The organism is Streptomyces sp. NPDC033270, from assembly GCF_055576575.1.
The window spans coordinates 1-16,911 of record NZ_JBVIRA010000029.1; the positions used below are offsets into that span (position 1 = coordinate 1).

A 16,911-nucleotide genomic window follows, 5' to 3' on the forward strand; every position below is an offset into this window, starting at 1 on the left:
CACTCACGGGAGGGGGCGGACCGCAGGACGGAGTCCGGAGGGCCGCACCCGCTGCCGAAAACGCCCCGCGCAGCGGCACCAGCCCGCCGCAGGCGAAAAAAGCGAAACCCCCACGGCGGGAAAGCCGAAAACGTGGGAAGCAGCAAAGCGCAGCGGAGGGGCCCGCCGCAGGCGCAACGGCGAACAACCACCACGGCGGGCCAGCCGACAACGTGGGAAGCCAGCCAAGCGCAGCGAAACGCTAAATCGTCCAGGCCCGCAGTTCCTCCGCGATCGCATGGACGTCCGCCGTGCCGTCCTTCACCAGGCGGGCCAGTTCGCGGACCTGTTCCGGGGAGGTGGCGATCTTCAGGCCGCTGGCGACGAGGTATCCGTAGGCGACGGCGGTCGCGAACATCGCGTTGGAGCGCTCCAAGGCCGGTACGTGGAGCAGGAGTTGGAGCAGACAGGCCGCACGATCATGCGGTTCGGGATACACGGGCACGCCGAATATCTCGGCTTCGTGCCGGCTGACCGCGGCCACCAGGGCGCCCCAGTCGGTGACCTGGGGGTCTCCGGGGGTGTGTTGTTCGGCGATGAGCAGGAGCCAGGCGAGGTCGATGCGCAGGTTCACGTGGTGCCCGGCAGTCCTTCGCGGCTGTCGACGGGGGCCGTACGGCCGGGGGCACCGCGCGTCTCCGGGCCGAATTCCTCGGCGAAGACCCGTTCGTACTGCTTCATGAAGTCCGAGGCGGCCTCGACGAAGGTCTGGCCGACCTCACCGGCGTCCTTGAGGACGAGCTCCTCGATATAGCGGTTCATGCTCACTCCCCGCTGCAGGGCGCGCTCCCGCGCCGCTTCGGCGGTGGCCTCGTCCACCCGGACGTTCAGCTGTGTCTTCGCCACCCCTCCACGCTAGCGCGCATCCGCTAGCACCGGCAAGCATCGCCGCCGGTCCCGGGGCGCGGGCGGGTGGCCCGTGCGCCCGCGTGCCGCTGCCGATGCCGCCGGAGCGGATGCCGCACGATGTGAACCGTCGGACGACTGACCGGACCGCCCGCGACCGCTCGGCCCTCAGGAGGACCACCGCAGTGTCCGTCCCCGCACCCGTCCCGCATCTGAAGCGCAGTCTGCGCCGCTTCGACATCATGGCGATGGGCGTCGCCGCCGTGATCTCCTTCGATGTGATCGGGCAGATCGCCTCCGGAGGCGGGCAGGCCGTCACCTGGATCGCCGTGATCGCGGTGGCGTTCCTGCTGCCGTACGCCCTGATGTTCGCCGAGACCGGGGCCGCGTTCCCGCAGGAGGGCGGCCCGTACGTCTGGGTGGAGGTGGCGTTCGGGCGGCTGGCGGCCGCGCTGGCCACCATGTTCTATTGGGTCACCAATCCCGTGTGGCTGGGCGGTTCGCTGGTCTTCGTGGCGGCGGAGGCCTGGGACGGCTTCGTCTTTCCGCTCGGCTCGGGGACGGTGGCCGACTACGCCTTCAAGCTGGTGTTCATCTGGGCCGCCATTCTCACCGCGGTGGTCTCGTTGCGCCGCGGTAAGTGGATCACCACGGCCGGCGCCGGCGCCAAGGTCCTGGCGCTGGCGTTCTTCACGGCCACGGCGGTGGCGTACGGCGTCCAGCACGGCTTCCGGGGCCTGGAGAGCGCCGCCTTCTCCCCCAGCGGTGCCGGGTTCCTGGCACTGGTGCCCGTCCTGCTGTTCGCGTTCGTGGGGTTCGAGGCGCCCAATGCGGCGGGGGACGAGATGCTCGATCCGCAGCGCGATGTGCCGGTCGCGATCGCGCTGTCCGGGGCCATCGCCACCTGCTGCTATCTGCTGCCGGTCCTGGCCATCGTCTGTGTCGCCCCGGCCGGGCAGGTCACCGGCGTCGGTGGGTTCATGGACGCCGCGCGGCTGGTCTTCGGGATCTACGGGAGCTGGCGCGGGCCGCTGCTGACCTTCGTCGCCGTGCTGTTCGCGGTGGCGCTGGTGACGCAGGGCAGCGCCTGGATGATCGTCGCGGACCGGATGCAGGCGATGGCCGCCGCCGACGGCGGGTTCTTCAGCAGGGGCCTGGGTGTCTTCCATCCCCGGCTGGGCACTCCGGTCCGGATGAATCTGCTGTCGGGCGTCACCGCCACCATGTTCATGGCCGCCGCGATGAACCTGGCGAGCGGGGACGCCTCGGCGATCTTCGGGGTGGTGCTGACCGTCGCGATCACCACACTGCTGCTCTCCTATATCGCCGTGATCCCCGCGCTGCTGGCGCTGCGGCTGCGCCACCGCGAGGTGCCCCGCCCCTACCGGGTCCCCTTCGGCACCCCGGGCTTCGCCCTCGCGAACCTGCTCGTCTACGCGTGGATCCTGCTCGGCGCATGGGTGGCGCTGTTTCCCGGCACCCTGGAGGCGTTCGTCGGCATTCCGTACGACTTCCGGGCGACCTGGGGCGTCTCCCGCTTCGCCTTCGAGACCTTCACCCTCGGCACGGTCGCGCTGCTCCTGGCCGTCGCCGCCGCCGGGTACGTCGTCCAGCGCATCCGCCCGCAGCCGGGCCACGATCAGCCCGGGCCCGGTCCGGACCGGTAGCCCGGGGCCGCCGCTGCTGATCGGCGGCAACGGCCCGCAGAACCGCGGCTGGCGCCGCGGCGGTAGCCGGTGGGGTTCGCCGGCCGGTCGCCGCACCGTGCGCCGAAAGGGCGGATTCCGGGAGCGATGCGGTCTCCCCGGGCAGCGCAGTGGAAGACCTTCCGGCGGCGGTGCGGAACCGCGCGGCTTTGCTGTCCCAACCGGGGAAGGTAGAAATGATGCTGACGAAGAGACATGTCGCCACGGTGCTCACGGCCGTCATGGCGGCCGGCTGTGTGTCCATGGGCAGCGCTTGGGCCGCCAAGCCGAGCCCGACCACCTCGAACCGCTCGAGCCACTACGCGGAGCCCAACCGCACCTGCCAGGTGCCCGAGCAGCAGAACGGCAGCACCGGCCTCCTCGGCCACATCGTGACCGGCGGTGTGATCGGCGAGACGATCGACCGGGCCCACCTCTGCCGCATCGACCTGACCCTCCTCGACAACAGTGAGCCGGCACCGCGTACCGGGGGCGCCATCTGACGGGGCGGCTCCCGTCACACACCGCACTGGGCCCGCACCGGGCCCGTACCGGGATCCCGGCGGCCTCGCGGTCCCGTGCTCCCGGGGACGATCGGTGCCCGCACGGCCTTGTCGCCTCGTCGCGCCACAGTGGTGCGGCACCCGCCCTCGCCTCCAGGTCCCGCTCCGGGCCTGGGGGCAGCGTCGTATCGGCGCGGGGAACCCGGGAAACGACTGGCGGACCGGGGCCGGCTGGTGCTTGGCTCGACACCATGATCGACATAGATATCCGCTCGGCCGTTCCCGCGGACGCCGGGGCCGTGCTCGACTTCTGGGAGACCGCCGCCGAGGGGACCAGCATCAGCGACGACGTCGCCGGGGTGACGCGCCTGGTCGAACGGGACCCCGGTGCGCTGCTCCTGGCCGAGGCGGACGGGGTCCTCGTCGGAACGGTGATCGCCGGCTGGGACGGCTGGCGGGCGTCGCTGTACCGGCTCGCCGTCCACCCGTCCCGGCGCCGGCAGGGCGTCTCGAAGGCCCTCCTGGAAGCCGCCGAAGAGCGCTTTGTGGCATTGGGCGGGCGGCGCGGTGACGCCATGGTGCTGGAGGCGAACGAGCCGGCCCACCACGCCTGGGCCGCGGCGGGGTACCGGCGCGAGGATCACTGGCGGCGATGGACCAAGCCGCTGGCCTGAGGGGCGGGCCCCCGACACTCCCAGCTTTGCCAAGCCTTTACCATGGTGGTTCCGCTACTCCGGTGAAAGGTGTGTGAGCGTCCAACCATGGGCGAGCCTCCCAGTTGTCGAGCGACCCGGCGACATTGCGCAAACCTCCCGATCGTGTTCGATCATGGGACGGAGGTGACTCGATGACCGACCTGCTCCTGCTGGGCGTGGCGCTCCTGCTGACCCTGGCCTGTGGTGTCTTCGTCGCGGCCGAGTTCTCGCTGACGACCGTGGAGCGCAGCGACCTCGAACGCGCCGCCGAGCGCGGCGAGCGGGGCGCGGACAGCGCGCTGAAAGCGGTCCGCGGTCTGACCTTCCAGCTCTCCGGCGCCCAGCTCGGCATCACGGTCACCGGCCTGGTCATCGGCATGCTGTCCAAACCGGCGATCGCCACCCTGCTGGCGGGGCCGCTGGACGCGATGGGGCTGCCGAGCGCGGCCGCACAGTCGCTGGCCCTGGTGCTCGGTACGGCGATCTCCACGGTCGTCCTGATGGTCGTCGGTGAGCTGGTCCCCAAGAACTGGGCCATCTCCAGTCCGCTGGCCATCGCCAAGAAGGTCGCCACGGCCCAGCGCGGCTTCAGCGCCACGTTCAAGCCGTTCATCAGGCATCTCAACAACACCGCGAACCACGCGGTCCGCCGGATGGGACTGGAACCCGCCGAGGAACTCGCCTCGGCGCGGGGCCCGCAGGAACTGGTGGCGCTGGCCCAGCACTCCGCGAGGGAGGGCGCCTTGGAGGCCGACACCGCCGAGCTGTTCGTCCGCACCCTCAATCTCGCCGATCTGACCGCGGAGAACGTCATGACGCCGCGGGTGCAGGTGGTGGCGCTGGACGTGCAGTCCACCGCGGAGGACGTCGCCAACGCCACCCGGGCGACGGGGCTGTCGAGGTTCCCCGTCTACCGCGGCAGCCTGGACAGCGTCGTCGGGGTGGCGCACATCAAGGACGTGCTGACCATCCCGGCCGAGCGCCGCCCCCGCCATCCGGTGTCCGAGCTGCTGCGCGAGCCGCTGCTGGTCCCCGCGACGCTCACCGTGGACCGGCTGCTGGACCGGCTGTCCGGCAGGCGCACGATGGCCGTGGTCATCGACGAGTACGGCGGTACGGCCGGTGTCGCGACGCTGGAGGACATCGTCGAGGAAGTGGTCGGCGAGGTCCGCGACGAACACGACCCGATGGAGACCCCCGACCTCGCGCCGGCCGGCACCGACGCCGAGGGCCGCGAGGTCTATCAGGCCGACGGCGCGGCACGCACCGACCAGCTGGAGCGGATCGGTCTGCGGCTGCCGGAGGGCCCCTACGAGACCCTCGCCGGACTGATCGCCACCGAGCTGGGCCGGATACCGGTCACCGGCGACCGCCTCGAGGTGGCCGGCTGGTCGATGGACGTACTGGACGCCTCCGGCCATCGCGCGGCGCGGGTGCTGCTGCACGCCCCGCCGCCCGGCAGCAGCGCCGAGCGGGAGACGGGGGCCGGCCGATGACCGCGCTCCAGCTCTTCGTGGGTCTGCTGACGCTGGTCGTCAACGCCTTCTTCGTGGGTGCCGAGTTCGCCATGATCTCGGTGCGCCGCAGCCAGATCGAGCCGTACGCCGCGCGCGGTGACCGCCGGGCGACCAGCGTGCTGTGGGGGCTGCAGCACGTCTCGGCCCTGCTGGCGGCCGCCCAGCTGGGCATCACACTGTGCACGCTGGTCCTGGGCGCGGTCGCCGAGCCCGCCATCGCGCACCTCCTCGAACCGGTCTTCCGCGCCGTGGGGATCTCGCACACGCTGATCCACCCGATCTCGTTCGTGATCGCGTTGTCGCTGGCCACGTACCTGCACATGCTCTTCGGCGAGATGGTGCCGAAGAACGTCGCGCTGGCCGAACCGGTGCGCACCGCGCTCGTCCTGGGGCCGCCGCTGATCGCGCTGACCCGGGCGCTGCGACCGGTGATCTTCGGCATCAACGCGCTCGCCAACGGGCTGCTCAAGCTGCTGCGGGTGGAGACCAGGGACGAGGTGACCGCGACCTTCTCGGACGACCAGCTGGCGAAGATGGTCGAGGACTCCCAGCAGGCCGGGCTGCTCGACGAGCGGGCCCGGGAGCGGCTGCGGGACGCCCTGGAGCTGGGCCGCCGCCCGGTCAGGGACGTGGTCCTGCCCGCCGAAAGAGTCGTCTCCGCGCGGATCGGAACCACCCCCGAGGAGCTGGAGCAGCTGGCCGCCGACTCCGGCTTCTCGCGCTTCCCGGTCCTCGACGACAACGGTCGCATCCTGGGCTATCTGCACGTCAAGGACGCCCTGGACGCCTCCCCGCGCCGACTGCCGTTCCCGGTTGCCGCGCTGCGCCCGATCGCCCGGGTCAAGGCCGCGACGCCGCTGGACGACGTGCTGACGGCGATGCGCGGATCGCGTACGCATCTGGCCGCGGTGATCGGCGACGACGGACGGCTGGCCGGGCTGGTGACGATGGAGGACGTGCTCAGGGAGTTGGTGCTGCAGCGGCCCGCCGGCTGACGGGACAGGGAGAGCCGGGGGCGGATTCCGACGCGCCTGACCGATCGGTTAGATTGCTGACCGATCGGTTACAGGCGCGTTGAGGGGGCATGCACATGGACCGCACCACCTGCTGCATCGTGGGCGGGGGACCCGCCGGAATGATGCTGGGACTGCTGCTGGCCAGGGCCGGCGTCGAGGTGACCGTCCTGGAGAAGCACGGGGACTTCCTGCGCGACTTCCGCGGGGACACCATCCACCCGTCGACCCTGCGGCTACTGGACGAGCTCGGCCTCGGGGAGGCGTTCGCGCGGCTGCCGTTCGCCAAGCTGGCGGAGATGCGGGCGCGGATCGGCGGCACGACGGTCGTGATGGGCGATCTGCGGCGCATACCGGGCCGGCACAAGTACATCGCCATGGTGCCGCAGTGGGACTTCCTCGATCTGCTCGCGGGCGCGGGCGCCGAGGAGCCGGGGTTCACCCTGCGGATGCGCACCGAGGTCACCGGGCTGCGCACCGACGGAGGCCGGGTGACCGGGGTGCGGTTCACCGACGAGCACGGGGCGCCCGGCGAGCTGGCCGCGGATCTGACCGTCGCCTGCGACGGGCGGGACTCGGTGGTGCGGCGGGCGGCCGGGCTGCGACAGCAGCTGTTCGAGGTGCCGATGGACGTCTGGCAGGTGCGCGTGGACGCCCCCGCCGACGGCCAGAAGGACGGCCGGGTCTTCGCCCGTTTCGGCGGCGGCCAGGCGGCCGTCACCATGGACCGCGGCACGTACTACCAGACCTCCTACCTGATCGGGAAGGGCCGGGACGCCGAGCTGCGCGCCCACGACATCCAGTGGCTGCGGGACCGGCTGGGCGCGCTGTTCGACTGGGACGACGAGGTGACCGGCGCGATCCGCTCCTGGGACGACGTCAAGCTGCTGGAGGTGACGTTCGGCCGGCTGCGGCGCTGGCACCGGCCGGGGCTGCTGTGCATCGGGGACGCCGCGCACACCATGTCGCCGGTCGGTGGCGTGGGGGTCAATCTGGCACTGCAGGACGCGGTCGCCGCGGCCCGGATCCTGGCCGAACCGCTGCGCCGGGGCCGGGTCGGGGTGGCGGAGGCGGCCCGGGTGCAGCGGCGGCGGGAGCTGCCGACGGCGGTGGTGCAGAGGTCCCAGCGGGCCGAGCACGCCATGATCCGCTCCGCGCTGGCCGGCACGCTCGACGGCGACCGCCTGCCGGTGCCGATGCGGCTGCTGCGGTGGGTGCCGCCACTGCGGACCGTGACCGGCTATCTGGGCGGAGTCGGCATCCGCCCCGAGCGTGCGCCCGCCTTCGCCCGGCGGATCAGTCCTGCGGCTCGATCGCGCGGAGCGTGAACTCCACCAGCTCCGTCGCCGCGGCGTCGAGGTCGAGCTCCGGGTGGGCCAGCCAGTGGGCGATCACCCCGTCGATCGCCCCACCGATCGCCAGCGCGATCGTCGGGGCGTGGAACTCCCGCAGCACACCCGCCTGCTGACCCTCCGTCAGCAGGGCGGCGAGGGTCTGCCAGCGGTCGTGGGTGTCATGCGAGCCCGGTGTCTTGAGCCGGGTGCCCCCCTCGTCGTCGAGCAGCATCTCGGTGATCACGCGGACATGGCGGCGGTTGGCCTGCTGATAGCCGACCATCGCCCGCACATAGGCGATGACCGCTTCGCGGGGGCCGGACGCCTGCGCCAGTCGCTCGGTGACATAGGCGCTGAACTGCCCCATCACCTGCTCCAGCGCCGCCCGGGTCAGGTTGTCCTTGGAGGAGAAGTGGTAGAGCACCGCGGCCTTGGACAGCCCGGCCCGCTCGGCGATGGCCGACAGCGAGGTCGCGGGGTAGCCGCGGGTGGCGACCAGGTCGATGGTGGCCTCGATGAGCTGCTGCCGGCGGGCCCGCTCGGTGAACGTCAGCGCGTCGGGGCCGTCGCCCCGGCGGGGAGTCATCGCGCGCCCACCTGTCCCTTTCCTGGCTGTTCGGAGCACCTCAGACCGTACACCGCGGCGGGCCCGGTACGGCCGGGGGAGCTGGCCGTACCGACCGGTATGGCGGACGGTAGGATCTCTCCGCCATGGAGACGAATGCCCGTTACACCAGTTTCGTCGCGGTCGGCGACAGCTTCACCGAGGGGATGTCGGACGGCCTGCCGGACGGCTCGTACCGCGGCTGGGCCGATCTGCTCGCCGCCCGGCTGGCGGCCCGCACCCCCGACTTCCGCTACGCCAACCTCGCGGTGCGCGGCAAACTCATCGGGCAGATCGCCGACGAGCAGTGCGGGCCGGCCGCCTCGATGGGCGCGGACCTGGTGACCCTGGTGGGCGGCCTCAACGACGTGCTGCGGCCGCGCTGCGATGTGGCGGAGGTGTGCGCCACGCTGGAGAACGCGGCCGGGCTACTGGCCAGGGGTGGCGGACAGCTGGTGCTGATGCGCAGCCCGGGCCGGCGGGGCCCGGTGCTGGAGCGCTTCCGGCCGCGGATGGAGCAGCTGTTCGCAGGGATCGACGAGGTGGCCGCGCGGCACGGCGCGGTGGTCGTGGACCTGTACGGGTCGCGGGCGCTGGCCGATCCGCGGCTGTGGGCGGACGACCGGCTGCATCTGAACGCCGAGGGGCACCGCCGGGTGGCGGAGGCCGTCTGGCAGGCACTCGGCCTGCCGCCCGCAGCGGACTGGGACACTCCGCTGCCGGCCGCCGCACCGCCGGGCTGGCGCGCACGGCGTACGGCGGATCTCCGGTTCGCGCGGGAACATCTGGGCCCCTGGATAGGCCGTCGGCTGACCGGCCGGTCCTCGGGGGACGGCCGGACCGGCGCCCATTTCGACGCCGAACTGGGCCAGGCCTTCTGGGTCACCCCCGGGGACCACGCGAACCCCGGCCCGGTGGCGGAGTGGCGAGGGGTGGGGGCGTAAACCGGAGCCCCGCCCGGGCGCCTGTCCGGGAGCCGTCCGGATGCCGGCCGTGACCGTACCCGGTCGTGCGGCCGCGCAGCGGGTGCGCCCCCGGCTCGCCCCTTGGAGGAAAACACAGCCGGGACCGGGGCGCTGGCCTGCGCGAACCGCCAGTAGACTCTCACCACGTGACTGCTGTGTCTGCGAAGCCTCGCATCCCCAATGTCCTGGCCGGCCGCTATGCCTCCACGGAGCTGGCCGTGCTGTGGTCCCCCGAGTACAAGGTCAAGCTGGAGCGGAAGCTGTGGCTTGCCGTGCTGCGTGCGCAGAAGGACCTGGGGGTGGAGGTCCCCGAGCAGGCGCTGGCCGACTACGAGCGGGTCCTGGAGACCGTCGACCTGGCCTCGATCGCCGAGCGCGAGAAGGTCACCCGGCACGACGTCAAGGCCCGCATCGAGGAGTTCAACGCCCTCGCCGGCCATGAGCAGGTCCACAAGGGCATGACCTCCCGCGATCTGACGGAGAACGTCGAGCAGCTGCAGGTGCGGCTGTCGCTGGAGCTCATGCGGGACCGTACGGTCGCCGTGCTGGCGCGCCTGGGCTCTCTGGCGGCCCAGCACGCCGAGCTGGTGATGGCGGGCCGCTCGCACAACGTCGCCGCGCAGGCCACGACGCTGGGCAAGCGCTTCGCGACCGCGGCGGACGAGCTGCTGGTGGCCTACGCCCGGCTGGAGGACCTGCTCGCCCGCTACCCGCTGCGCGGTATCAAGGGCCCCGTCGGCACCGCCCAGGACATGCTCGACCTGCTGGGCGGCGACAGCGCCAAACTCGCCGAACTGGAGCAGCGGATCGCCGCGCACCTCGACTTCGGCCGGGCCTTCACCTCCGTCGGCCAGGTCTACCCGCGCTCCCTGGACTACGACGTGGTCACCGCGCTGGTGCAGCTGGCCGCCGCCCCGTCGTCGATCGCCAAGACCATCCGGCTGATGGCCGGCCACGAGCTGGTGACCGAGGGCTTCAAGCCCGGCCAGGTCGGTTCCTCGGCGATGCCGCACAAGATGAACACCCGCTCCTGCGAGCGCGTCAACGGCCTGATGGTGATCCTGCGCGGCTACGCCTCGATGGCCGGTGAACTCTCCGGCGACCAGTGGAACGAGGGCGATGTCTCCTGCTCCGTGGTGCGCCGCGTCGCACTGCCGGACTCCTTCTTCGCGCTGGACGGCCTGCTGGAGACCTTCCTGACCGTCCTGGACGAGTTCGGCGCCTTCCCCGCCGTCGTCGCCCGCGAGCTGGACCGCTATCTGCCCTTCCTCGCCACGACGAAGGTGCTGATGGGTGCCGTGCGCGCCGGTGTGGGCCGCGAGGAGGCACACGAGGCGATCAAGGAGAACGCGGTCGCCTCGGCGCTGGCCATGCGCGAGCAGGGCGCCGAGCGCAACGAGCTGCTGGACAAGCTGGCCGCGGACGCCCGGATCCCGCTGGACAAGGCGCAGCTGGACGCGCTGATGGCGGACAAGCTCTCCTTCACGGGTGCGGCGGCCGACCAGGTGGCGTCCGTCGTCGCCCGGATCGAGGAGATCGCCAAGCAGCACCCGGAAGCCGCGGCGTACACGCCGGGCGCGATCCTCTGACGCGAACCGCCGTGCGCTTCACCCCCGAAGAGCTGGCAGCCGCTCGCGACCGCCTCGTCCCGGACGTGGCCGCGAGCGGCCTGCGCGTGCTCTTCTGCGGGATCAACCCCGGTCTGATGACGGCGGCGACCGGCCACCATTTCGCCCGGCCCGGCAACCGCTTCTGGCCGGTGCTGCACGCCTCCGGCTTCACGCCCCGCCGGTTCGAGCCCGCCGAGCAGGACGAGCTGCTCGCGCACGGCCTCGGCATCACCAATGTCGTGGCCCGGGCGACCGCCAAGGCCGACGAGCTGACCGCGGCGGAGTACCGCGAGGGCGGCCGGCTGCTGGCCGAGAAGGTCGCCCGGCTGCGGCCGCGCTGGCTCGCCGTCGCCGGTGTCACGGCGTACCGCGTCGCCTTCGACGACAAGCACGCCGTAATCGGGCCGCAGGAGCGCACCCTGGGCGGCACCCGCATCTGGGCGCTGCCCAACCCCAGCGGTCTGAACGCCCACTGGACGCTGCAGACGATGGCGGAGGAGTACGGCCGTCTGCGAGCGGCGGCCTTCGCACCGGACGACCCGGCAGGCGACGAGTCCCCGGCCGCGCGCTAGCGTCCGCCGCCCACTGCCTCCTCCCCCACCGCGACCAGCAGCTGGAACGGCAGCTCGCGGTCTCCCTGTCCCACCCCCACACCGATCCAGCGGCCGCGTACCCGCCAGCCGTGCATCAGGGGAACGTATCCGCACAGCGTGTCCAGCGGCGGCGGGACCGGGAGCCCACTCGCCGTCCGCTCCAAATGAGGGGTGAGATCGAGGGTTTCCGGCTCGCCCCACCGTAACGACAGCGCCTGCACCAGCGCCGTCAGCTCGGCCTCGAACTCCTCCTCGGCCTCCGCCACCTCGGTCAGGTCCGCATCCCAGAAATCCTCGCTGACCCGCAGATCGGCTATGTGGAAGCCCGGACCGCTCTCGACCAGGCCGGAGCGGATCCGCTGCGCCGGGAACGCCCGCAGGCGCAACGCATCGATCGTGGTCAGCTGCTCGTCAAGCGTCATGTCGTCAGTAAACCCGCCGGGTCTGACAATTGACGTTCCCTCGGACACGACCTAGGCGCTCAGACGTCCCGGCGCAGCAGCGACCACAGTCCGGCCGCCGCCGCGAGCGCCGCCCAGCCGGCCAGCACCGCGATGCCGGGCCACGGGCCGAGCGCCCCTTCGGGCACCAGGTGCAGGATCTGCTGCCCCGCCCGGTCGGGCAGGAACTGGCCCACCTCTCTGGTCGCCTTCAGTGAGCCGAGCATCGGGCCGAGGGAGAGGAAGAGCGGGACGAGGAGGCTCAGGGCGCCGACGGGACTGCGCAGCAGCGCCCCGATCCCGGCGGAGAACACCGCCAGCAGCCCGAAGTAGATCCCGCAGCCGACGGCCGACCGCAGCACGCCGGGCGAACCGAGGGCCACTCCCGCGTCGCCGAGGAGTGCCTGTCCCCCGGCGACCGACGCGAACCCGGCGACCAGCCCGACCGCGAGCGCGAGTGAGCCCACGGTGACGAGCTTGCCCGCGTAAAGCAGCCCGCGTCGCGGGACCGCGGCCAGCGAGACCCGGATGGAGCCGCTGGACCACTCCCCCGCGACCGTGAGCACTCCGCACACGATGGCTCCGAACTGCCCGATGTTCAGCCCGAAGTAGGCGTTGAACACCGGGTCGAAGTGCGCGTCCCGGCCGTCGTAGCCGGAGCAGACGACGAAGCCGATCGCGACGGTCACCACCAGGAGCACGGCGAGGCTGTACGACAGGGAGCGCAGCGAGCGGAGCTTCGTCCACTCGGAGCGGAGGACGGCGGTGAACGGCATGGCGTCAGACCTCCTGAGTCCGCGGGGCGGCGGAGACGAATTCGGTGGCTTCGGCGGTCAGCCGCAGGTAGGCGTCCTCCAACGAGGCGGGCTCGTCGGCGAGTTCGAGGACCGGGATGCCGTGCCGGGCGGCCAGCGCGCCGATGTCGGAGTGGTCGGCGCCCTCGACGAGCCAGCCGCCCGAGCCGTCCGGCGCCGCCTCCCAGCCGACCCGGGCCAGTTCGGCACGGAGCCGGGCGCCGTCGGTCGTCCGCACCCGCACCCGCCGTCCGGCGTGCTCACGCAGGAAGTCGTCCAGGGCGGTGTCGGCGAGCAGCCGGCCGCGTCCCAGCACGATCAGGTGGTCGGCGGTGAGCGCGGTCTCGGTCATCAGATGGCTGGAGACCAGCACCGTACGGCCGTCGGCGGCCAGGCGCTTGAGGAGCTTGCGGATCCAGACGATCCCCTCCGTGTCGAGTCCGTTGGCGGGCTCGTCCAGCATCAGCACGGCGGGGTCGCCGAGCAGCGCGGCCGCGATGCCGAGCCGCTGCCGCATCCCCAGGGAGAAGGTCCGCACCCGCCTGCGCGCCGCGGCCGACAGTCCGGTCTCGCCCAGTACCTGCGCCACCCGCCGCGCGGGGATGCGGTTGCTGTGGGCGAGGGCGAGCAGGTGGTCACGGGCGCGGCGACCCCCATGGGCGGCGCCGGCGTCGAGCATCGCCCCCACGTGCCGCAGCGGGTCCGCCAGCTCCCGGAACGCCCGGCCGCCCACAGTGGCGGTCCCCGAGGTGGGGTGGTCCAGCCCGACGACCATCCTCATCGTGGTCGACTTGCCGGCCCCGTTGGGGCCGAGGAAGCCGGTGACCCGGCCCGGCTCCACCCGGAAGGTGAGGTCGTCGACGGCCCGCACGGCGCCGTAGACCTTCGTCAGCTGCTGCACTTCGATTGCGGTCATGCCTCAAGGCTGGCGCCCGCCTGGGCCCCTGACCTCCCCCGCAGCCGGGGAGCGCCTCCCCCGCCCGGGGGAGGCCGGATGTCAGTGGCCGCTGGCACGATGACGGGGTGTCCTTCTCCCTCTCGGCTGTGCACCACGCCGTGCTCAAGCCACTCCTCCGGCCCGTCACCTACAGCCGTTGGCTGCATCTGCTGACCGGCTCGGTGGCGGGGGTCCTGACGGGGTTTCTGCGCGGCGGGACGTTCCGTCCGGGCCATGGCGGGCCGTGGCTGGTGTTCGCGACCATGCCCGTGCCGTTCCTGCTGCTGGCCGCGCTGGTGCCCGCGGTCCGGCGCATCGAGGGCCTGCAGGCCAAGCTGCTGCTGATGCCCGGCCGGTTCGGCGCCGCCGAGCGCGGCTCCGCCCGGATCGCCACCGCACCGTCGGCCACCTGGCGCGACCGCGGCCGTACGGCCGTATGGCTGCTGCTCCGGCTCGAAGCCGGTGTGGCGATGACGGCCCTGTCCCTCCAATTGCCCGCACTGACCGTGGTGTTGATCCGGGCCGCCACGGGACGCGCCACCCACGTCAGCGGCTGGCCCGCGATCGACACGCCCCACTGGTGGTACGGCCTGCTCGCGCCGCTCCCCCTCGTGGCGCTGCTGGCCGTGGCGGTCGGGGCGGGCGCGCTGATGGCCGGTGCCGCACGGCTGCTGCTGGGCCCCTCGGCGGCCGAGCGGCTCGCCGCGCTCGAAGCCCGTACGGAACGCATCCTGGAACACAACCGACTGGCCCAGGAGTTGCACGATTCGGTCGGTCACGCGCTGACCGTCACCGTGATACAGGCGGGCGCGGCCCGCGCCACCGGCTCGCCCGAGTTCACCGACCGGGCGCTGGCCGCCATCGAGGACACCGGCCGCCAGGCACTCGCCGACCTGGAGCGGGCGCTGCGGCTGCTGCGCGAGGACGCCCCCAGACCCGCCGACCGGCCGGCGCTCACCGACGCCGACCGCCTGCTGGAGTCGGCGCGGGCGGCGGGGGCGGCGGTCCGCGCCGAGGTGACCGGCCCGCTGGAGGCCCTGCCCGGACCGGTGTCACGGGAGGGCTACCGCATGGTGCAGGAGGCGCTGACCAATGTGCTGCGGCACGCGGGCCCGGTGCCGGTGTCGGTGCGATAGCGGCCGACGCCGACGCGCTGGAGCTGGAGATACGCAACGCCCTGCCCGCCGCGCCGGAGCCCGGCGGCGGCGGCCGCGGTCTGCGCGGTATCCGCGAACGGGCCGCGCTCCTCGACGGCGAGGCCGAAACCGGGCCGGAAGGCGACGAGTGGCGGGTCCGCGTCCGCCTGCCGCTGCGCCGATGAGGACAGACTCTGATGAGGACAGACCCTAGGGTGATCCCGTGCCGATATCCGTACTCCTCGTCGATGACGAACCGCTGGTCCGGGCCGGTCTGCGGGCCATCCTGGAGGCCCAGCCCGATATCGAGGTGGCCGGCGAGGCGGCCGACGGCGCCTCCGTGGTCCCGATGGTGCGTCAGCTGCGGCCGGACGTGATCGCCATGGACGTGCGGATGCCGCTGCTGGACGGCATCGCGGCGACCCGTGCGGTGCTCCGGTCTGTGGCCGAGCCGCCCCGGATCCTCGTCGTCACCACGTTCGAGGACGACGACTACGTCTACGAGGCCCTGCGCGCCGGCGCGGACGGCTTCCTGCTCAAGCGCGCCCGGCCCGCCGAGATCGTGCATGCGGTGCGGCTCGTCGCCGAGGGCGGCTCGCTGCTGCTGCCGGCGTCGCTGCGCACCATGGCGGCCGGCCGCAGCAACGCACGGGCCCGGGCGGACTTCGAGCGGGCCGCGCTCACCGAACGGGAGCGGCAGGTGCTGCGGCTGATGTCCCGGGGCCTGTCGAACGCGGAGATCGCCGGGGAACTCGTCGTGGGCGCGGAGACCGTCAAGACGCACGTCAGCGCGGTGCTGGGGAAACTGGGGGCCCGGGACCGCACACAGGCGGTCATCGCCGCGTACGAATCGGGGTTCGTCGCGCCCGGCTGACCTCGGCGGGTGCCCCGTCCGGGGCTCGCCGCACACCCCCTGACCGGTTACGATCCGCCACACACGAACAGAGCGAGGGAGACGGACGTTGGGGCGGCTCACCGGCGGGGACCCCTCCCTGCTGCGACGGATCAACTCCGCGGTGGTGCTGCATGCGCTGCGCGCCGCGGACTCCGCCACGCTCACCCACCTCGTTCAGGTGACGGGTCTGTCCCGGCCGACGGTCGAGGGCGTGGTCGAGGGGCTCATCGAGACCGGGCTGGTGGCCGAGGCGCCCGCCGAGGAGGGCGAGGCCCGCCGCCAGGGGCGCCCGGCCCGCCGGTTCCGGTTCCGTACCGAGGCCGGGCACCTGCTGGGCGTCGAGATCGGCCCGCACCGCGTGTCGGCCCTGCTGTCCGATCTGAGCGGGCGGGTGCTGGACAGCGCGCAGCGGCCGGTCCTGGAGACGGCACCGGCCGACGAGCGGCTGGAGCGGGTCCGCGCCGTGGTGGCCGATCTGCTGCGCCGCACGGGCGTGGCGCGCGGTTCGCTGCGGGCCGTCGGTGTGGCCACCCCCGGCATCGTGGAGGCGGACGGCACCGTACGGCTGGGCACCGCGCTGCCGGGCTGGACGGGACTGCCGCTGGGCGAGCGGCTGCGGCGGTCGTTCCGCTGCCCGGTGCTGGTCGAGAACGACGCCAACGCCGCCGCGGTCGCCGAGCACTGGCAGGGCGCGGCGGCCGGCTCGGACGACCTCGTGTTCGTCCTGGCCGGGCTCAGCCCGGGAGCCGGCGCGCTGATCGGCGGCCGGCTGCACCGCGGGTTCGGCGGGGCCGCCGGGGAGATCGGCGCACTGCACCTGCTGGGGCGCGAGGCGACGCCGGAGAAGCTGCTGTCGACGACTGGTGAGCCGCTGCACCCTCTGGACGAGGCGCAGGTCGCCGCGGTCTTCGCGGCCGCGCGGGACGGCGACGCGGGGGCCCGGGAGGCCGTGGACCGCTTCATCCGGCGGCTGGTGCACGATGTCGCGGCGCTGGTGCTGGCGCTCGATCCGGAGCTGGTCGTGATCGGCGGCTGGGCGGCGGGCCTGGACGGTGTACTGGAGCCGCTGCGCGGGGAGTTGGCGCGCTACTGTCTGCGCCCTCCGCAGGTGGCGCTGTCCCTGCTGGGCGAGGCGGCGGTCGCCACCGGCGCGCTGCGGCTGGCCCTCGACCATGTGGAGGGCGAGCTCTTCGCGGTGGAGGGCACGGCGACCGCCCGCCGTTGAGCCCTCCGGGGACCCGAAACGCGGTGGCCCGCGCCGGATCCGAGCATCCGGCGCGGGCGCCTTGTGACCACGGGGCCGGC

Annotated in this window: 17 protein-coding genes and 1 pseudogene; 12 read left to right on the top strand and 6 right to left on the bottom strand. The window is 72.9% G+C overall.

What is annotated here, in order from left to right; genetic code table 11:
- Positions 1-241: 241 nt before the first annotated feature.
- Complete coding sequence (locus ACZ5XZ_RS31825) at positions 242-613, bottom strand: fic family toxin-antitoxin system, toxin component (protein ID WP_468984361.1); 372 nt, start codon at positions 611-613, stop codon at positions 242-244.
- Positions 610-885 carry a toxin-antitoxin system HicB family antitoxin gene (locus ACZ5XZ_RS31830; RefSeq protein ID WP_468984363.1) on the bottom strand — a complete coding sequence of 92 codons (276 nt, stop codon included), beginning with the start codon at positions 883-885 and terminating at the stop codon, positions 610-612. The genes ACZ5XZ_RS31825 and ACZ5XZ_RS31830 overlap by 4 nt, the downstream gene beginning before the upstream one ends.
- A gap of 185 nt (positions 886-1,070) precedes the next feature.
- Between ACZ5XZ_RS31830 and ACZ5XZ_RS31835 the strand changes: the two genes are divergently transcribed.
- From ACZ5XZ_RS31835 to ACZ5XZ_RS31860, 6 genes are all read left to right on the top strand, one after another.
- Positions 1,071-2,552, top strand: a complete 1,482-nt coding sequence (locus ACZ5XZ_RS31835) for an APC family permease (protein WP_468984366.1) — start codon at positions 1,071-1,073, stop codon at positions 2,550-2,552.
- Positions 2,553-2,770: 218 nt separating this feature from the next.
- Positions 2,771-3,073, top strand: coding sequence for a hypothetical protein (locus ACZ5XZ_RS31840; RefSeq protein WP_468984369.1), 303 nt, complete (start codon positions 2,771-2,773; stop codon positions 3,071-3,073).
- A 251-nt stretch (positions 3,074-3,324) separates the two neighbouring features.
- Complete coding sequence (locus ACZ5XZ_RS31845; protein WP_468984371.1) at positions 3,325-3,747, top strand: GNAT family N-acetyltransferase; 423 nt, start codon at positions 3,325-3,327, stop codon at positions 3,745-3,747.
- A gap of 173 nt (positions 3,748-3,920) precedes the next feature.
- Positions 3,921-5,264: a hemolysin family protein gene (locus ACZ5XZ_RS31850; protein ID WP_468984373.1), complete on the top strand. Its 1,344-nt coding sequence runs from the start codon at positions 3,921-3,923 to the stop codon at positions 5,262-5,264.
- Positions 5,261-6,280, top strand: a complete 1,020-nt coding sequence (locus tag ACZ5XZ_RS31855) for a hemolysin family protein (protein ID WP_468984375.1) — start codon at positions 5,261-5,263, stop codon at positions 6,278-6,280. The genes ACZ5XZ_RS31850 and ACZ5XZ_RS31855 overlap by 4 nt, the downstream gene beginning before the upstream one ends.
- 95 nt (positions 6,281-6,375) lie before the next feature.
- Positions 6,376-7,626, top strand: a complete 1,251-nt coding sequence (locus ACZ5XZ_RS31860) for an FAD-dependent oxidoreductase (protein ID WP_468984378.1) — start codon at positions 6,376-6,378, stop codon at positions 7,624-7,626.
- On the opposite strand, the gene ACZ5XZ_RS31865 is transcribed toward ACZ5XZ_RS31860, so the two are convergent.
- On the bottom strand, positions 7,595-8,218 hold the full coding sequence (locus ACZ5XZ_RS31865) for a TetR/AcrR family transcriptional regulator (RefSeq protein WP_468984380.1): 624 nt from the start codon (positions 8,216-8,218) through the stop codon (positions 7,595-7,597). The two genes, ACZ5XZ_RS31860 and ACZ5XZ_RS31865, sit on opposite strands and share 32 nt — an antisense overlap.
- A gap of 125 nt (positions 8,219-8,343) precedes the next feature.
- Here ACZ5XZ_RS31865 and ACZ5XZ_RS31870 point away from each other — a divergent pair, with 125 nt between their 5' ends.
- The 3 genes from ACZ5XZ_RS31870 to mug all read left to right on the top strand — a co-directional run bounded on the left by ACZ5XZ_RS31870 (position 8,344) and on the right by mug (position 11,383).
- A complete protein-coding gene (locus ACZ5XZ_RS31870) occupies positions 8,344-9,180 on the top strand; it encodes an SGNH/GDSL hydrolase family protein (RefSeq protein ID WP_468984383.1) in 837 nt (278 codons plus the stop codon).
- Between the two features lie 176 nt (positions 9,181-9,356).
- Positions 9,357-10,790 carry an adenylosuccinate lyase gene (gene purB / locus ACZ5XZ_RS31875; RefSeq protein WP_468984588.1) on the top strand — a complete coding sequence of 478 codons (1,434 nt, stop codon included), beginning with the start codon at positions 9,357-9,359 and terminating at the stop codon, positions 10,788-10,790.
- 11 nt (positions 10,791-10,801) lie between these two features.
- Positions 10,802-11,383, top strand: a complete 582-nt coding sequence (gene mug / locus ACZ5XZ_RS31880; protein ID WP_468984386.1) for a G/U mismatch-specific DNA glycosylase — start codon at positions 10,802-10,804, stop codon at positions 11,381-11,383.
- Here mug and ACZ5XZ_RS31885 read toward each other — a convergent pair.
- From ACZ5XZ_RS31885 to ACZ5XZ_RS31895, 3 genes are read right to left on the bottom strand one after another with little or no spacing between them, the layout of a single operon-like run.
- A complete protein-coding gene (locus ACZ5XZ_RS31885) occupies positions 11,380-11,826 on the bottom strand; it encodes a hypothetical protein (RefSeq protein ID WP_468984388.1) in 447 nt (148 codons plus the stop codon). The two genes, mug and ACZ5XZ_RS31885, sit on opposite strands and share 4 nt — an antisense overlap.
- Before the next feature lie 59 nt (positions 11,827-11,885).
- A complete protein-coding gene (locus ACZ5XZ_RS31890; protein WP_468984390.1) occupies positions 11,886-12,620 on the bottom strand; it encodes an ABC-2 transporter permease in 735 nt (244 codons plus the stop codon).
- A 4-nt stretch (positions 12,621-12,624) separates the two neighbouring features.
- Complete coding sequence (locus tag ACZ5XZ_RS31895) at positions 12,625-13,554, bottom strand: ATP-binding cassette domain-containing protein (RefSeq protein WP_468984393.1); 930 nt, start codon at positions 13,552-13,554, stop codon at positions 12,625-12,627.
- A gap of 128 nt (positions 13,555-13,682) precedes the next feature.
- Here ACZ5XZ_RS31895 and ACZ5XZ_RS31900 point away from each other — a divergent pair.
- The 3 genes and pseudogenes from ACZ5XZ_RS31900 to ACZ5XZ_RS31910 all read left to right on the top strand — a co-directional run bounded on the left by ACZ5XZ_RS31900 (position 13,683) and on the right by ACZ5XZ_RS31910 (position 16,831).
- Positions 13,683-14,896: pseudogene (locus tag ACZ5XZ_RS31900) on the top strand (sensor histidine kinase).
- A 38-nt stretch (positions 14,897-14,934) separates the two neighbouring features.
- Positions 14,935-15,585, top strand: a complete 651-nt coding sequence (locus ACZ5XZ_RS31905) for a response regulator (protein ID WP_468984394.1) — start codon at positions 14,935-14,937, stop codon at positions 15,583-15,585.
- 88 nt (positions 15,586-15,673) lie between these two features.
- Entirely contained in the window at positions 15,674-16,831 is a 1,158-nt protein-coding gene (locus ACZ5XZ_RS31910; RefSeq protein WP_468984396.1) for an ROK family protein, read from the top strand.
- The last annotated feature ends 80 nt before the right edge of the window (positions 16,832-16,911 follow it).

Excerpts from the sequence above, each read along its gene's own strand:
- ACZ5XZ_RS31885 (WP_468984388.1), bottom strand. The coding sequence starts at position 11,826 with ATGACGCTTGACGAGCAGCTGACCACGATCGATGCGTTGCGCCTGCGG.
- ACZ5XZ_RS31855 (WP_468984375.1), top strand. The coding sequence starts at position 5,261 with ATGACCGCGCTCCAGCTCTTCGTGGGTCTGCTGACGCTGGTCGTCAAC.
- ACZ5XZ_RS31845 (WP_468984371.1), top strand. The coding sequence starts at position 3,325 with ATGATCGACATAGATATCCGCTCGGCCGTTCCCGCGGACGCCGGGGCC.
- ACZ5XZ_RS31890 (WP_468984390.1), bottom strand. The coding sequence starts at position 12,620 with ATGCCGTTCACCGCCGTCCTCCGCTCCGAGTGGACGAAGCTCCGCTCG.
- ACZ5XZ_RS31840 (WP_468984369.1), top strand. The coding sequence starts at position 2,771 with ATGCTGACGAAGAGACATGTCGCCACGGTGCTCACGGCCGTCATGGCG.
- ACZ5XZ_RS31850 (WP_468984373.1), top strand. The coding sequence starts at position 3,921 with ATGACCGACCTGCTCCTGCTGGGCGTGGCGCTCCTGCTGACCCTGGCC.
- ACZ5XZ_RS31865 (WP_468984380.1), bottom strand. The coding sequence starts at position 8,218 with ATGACTCCCCGCCGGGGCGACGGCCCCGACGCGCTGACGTTCACCGAG.
- ACZ5XZ_RS31895 (WP_468984393.1), bottom strand. The coding sequence starts at position 13,554 with ATGACCGCAATCGAAGTGCAGCAGCTGACGAAGGTCTACGGCGCCGTG.
- ACZ5XZ_RS31860 (WP_468984378.1), top strand. The coding sequence starts at position 6,376 with ATGGACCGCACCACCTGCTGCATCGTGGGCGGGGGACCCGCCGGAATG.
- ACZ5XZ_RS31870 (WP_468984383.1), top strand. The coding sequence starts at position 8,344 with ATGGAGACGAATGCCCGTTACACCAGTTTCGTCGCGGTCGGCGACAGC.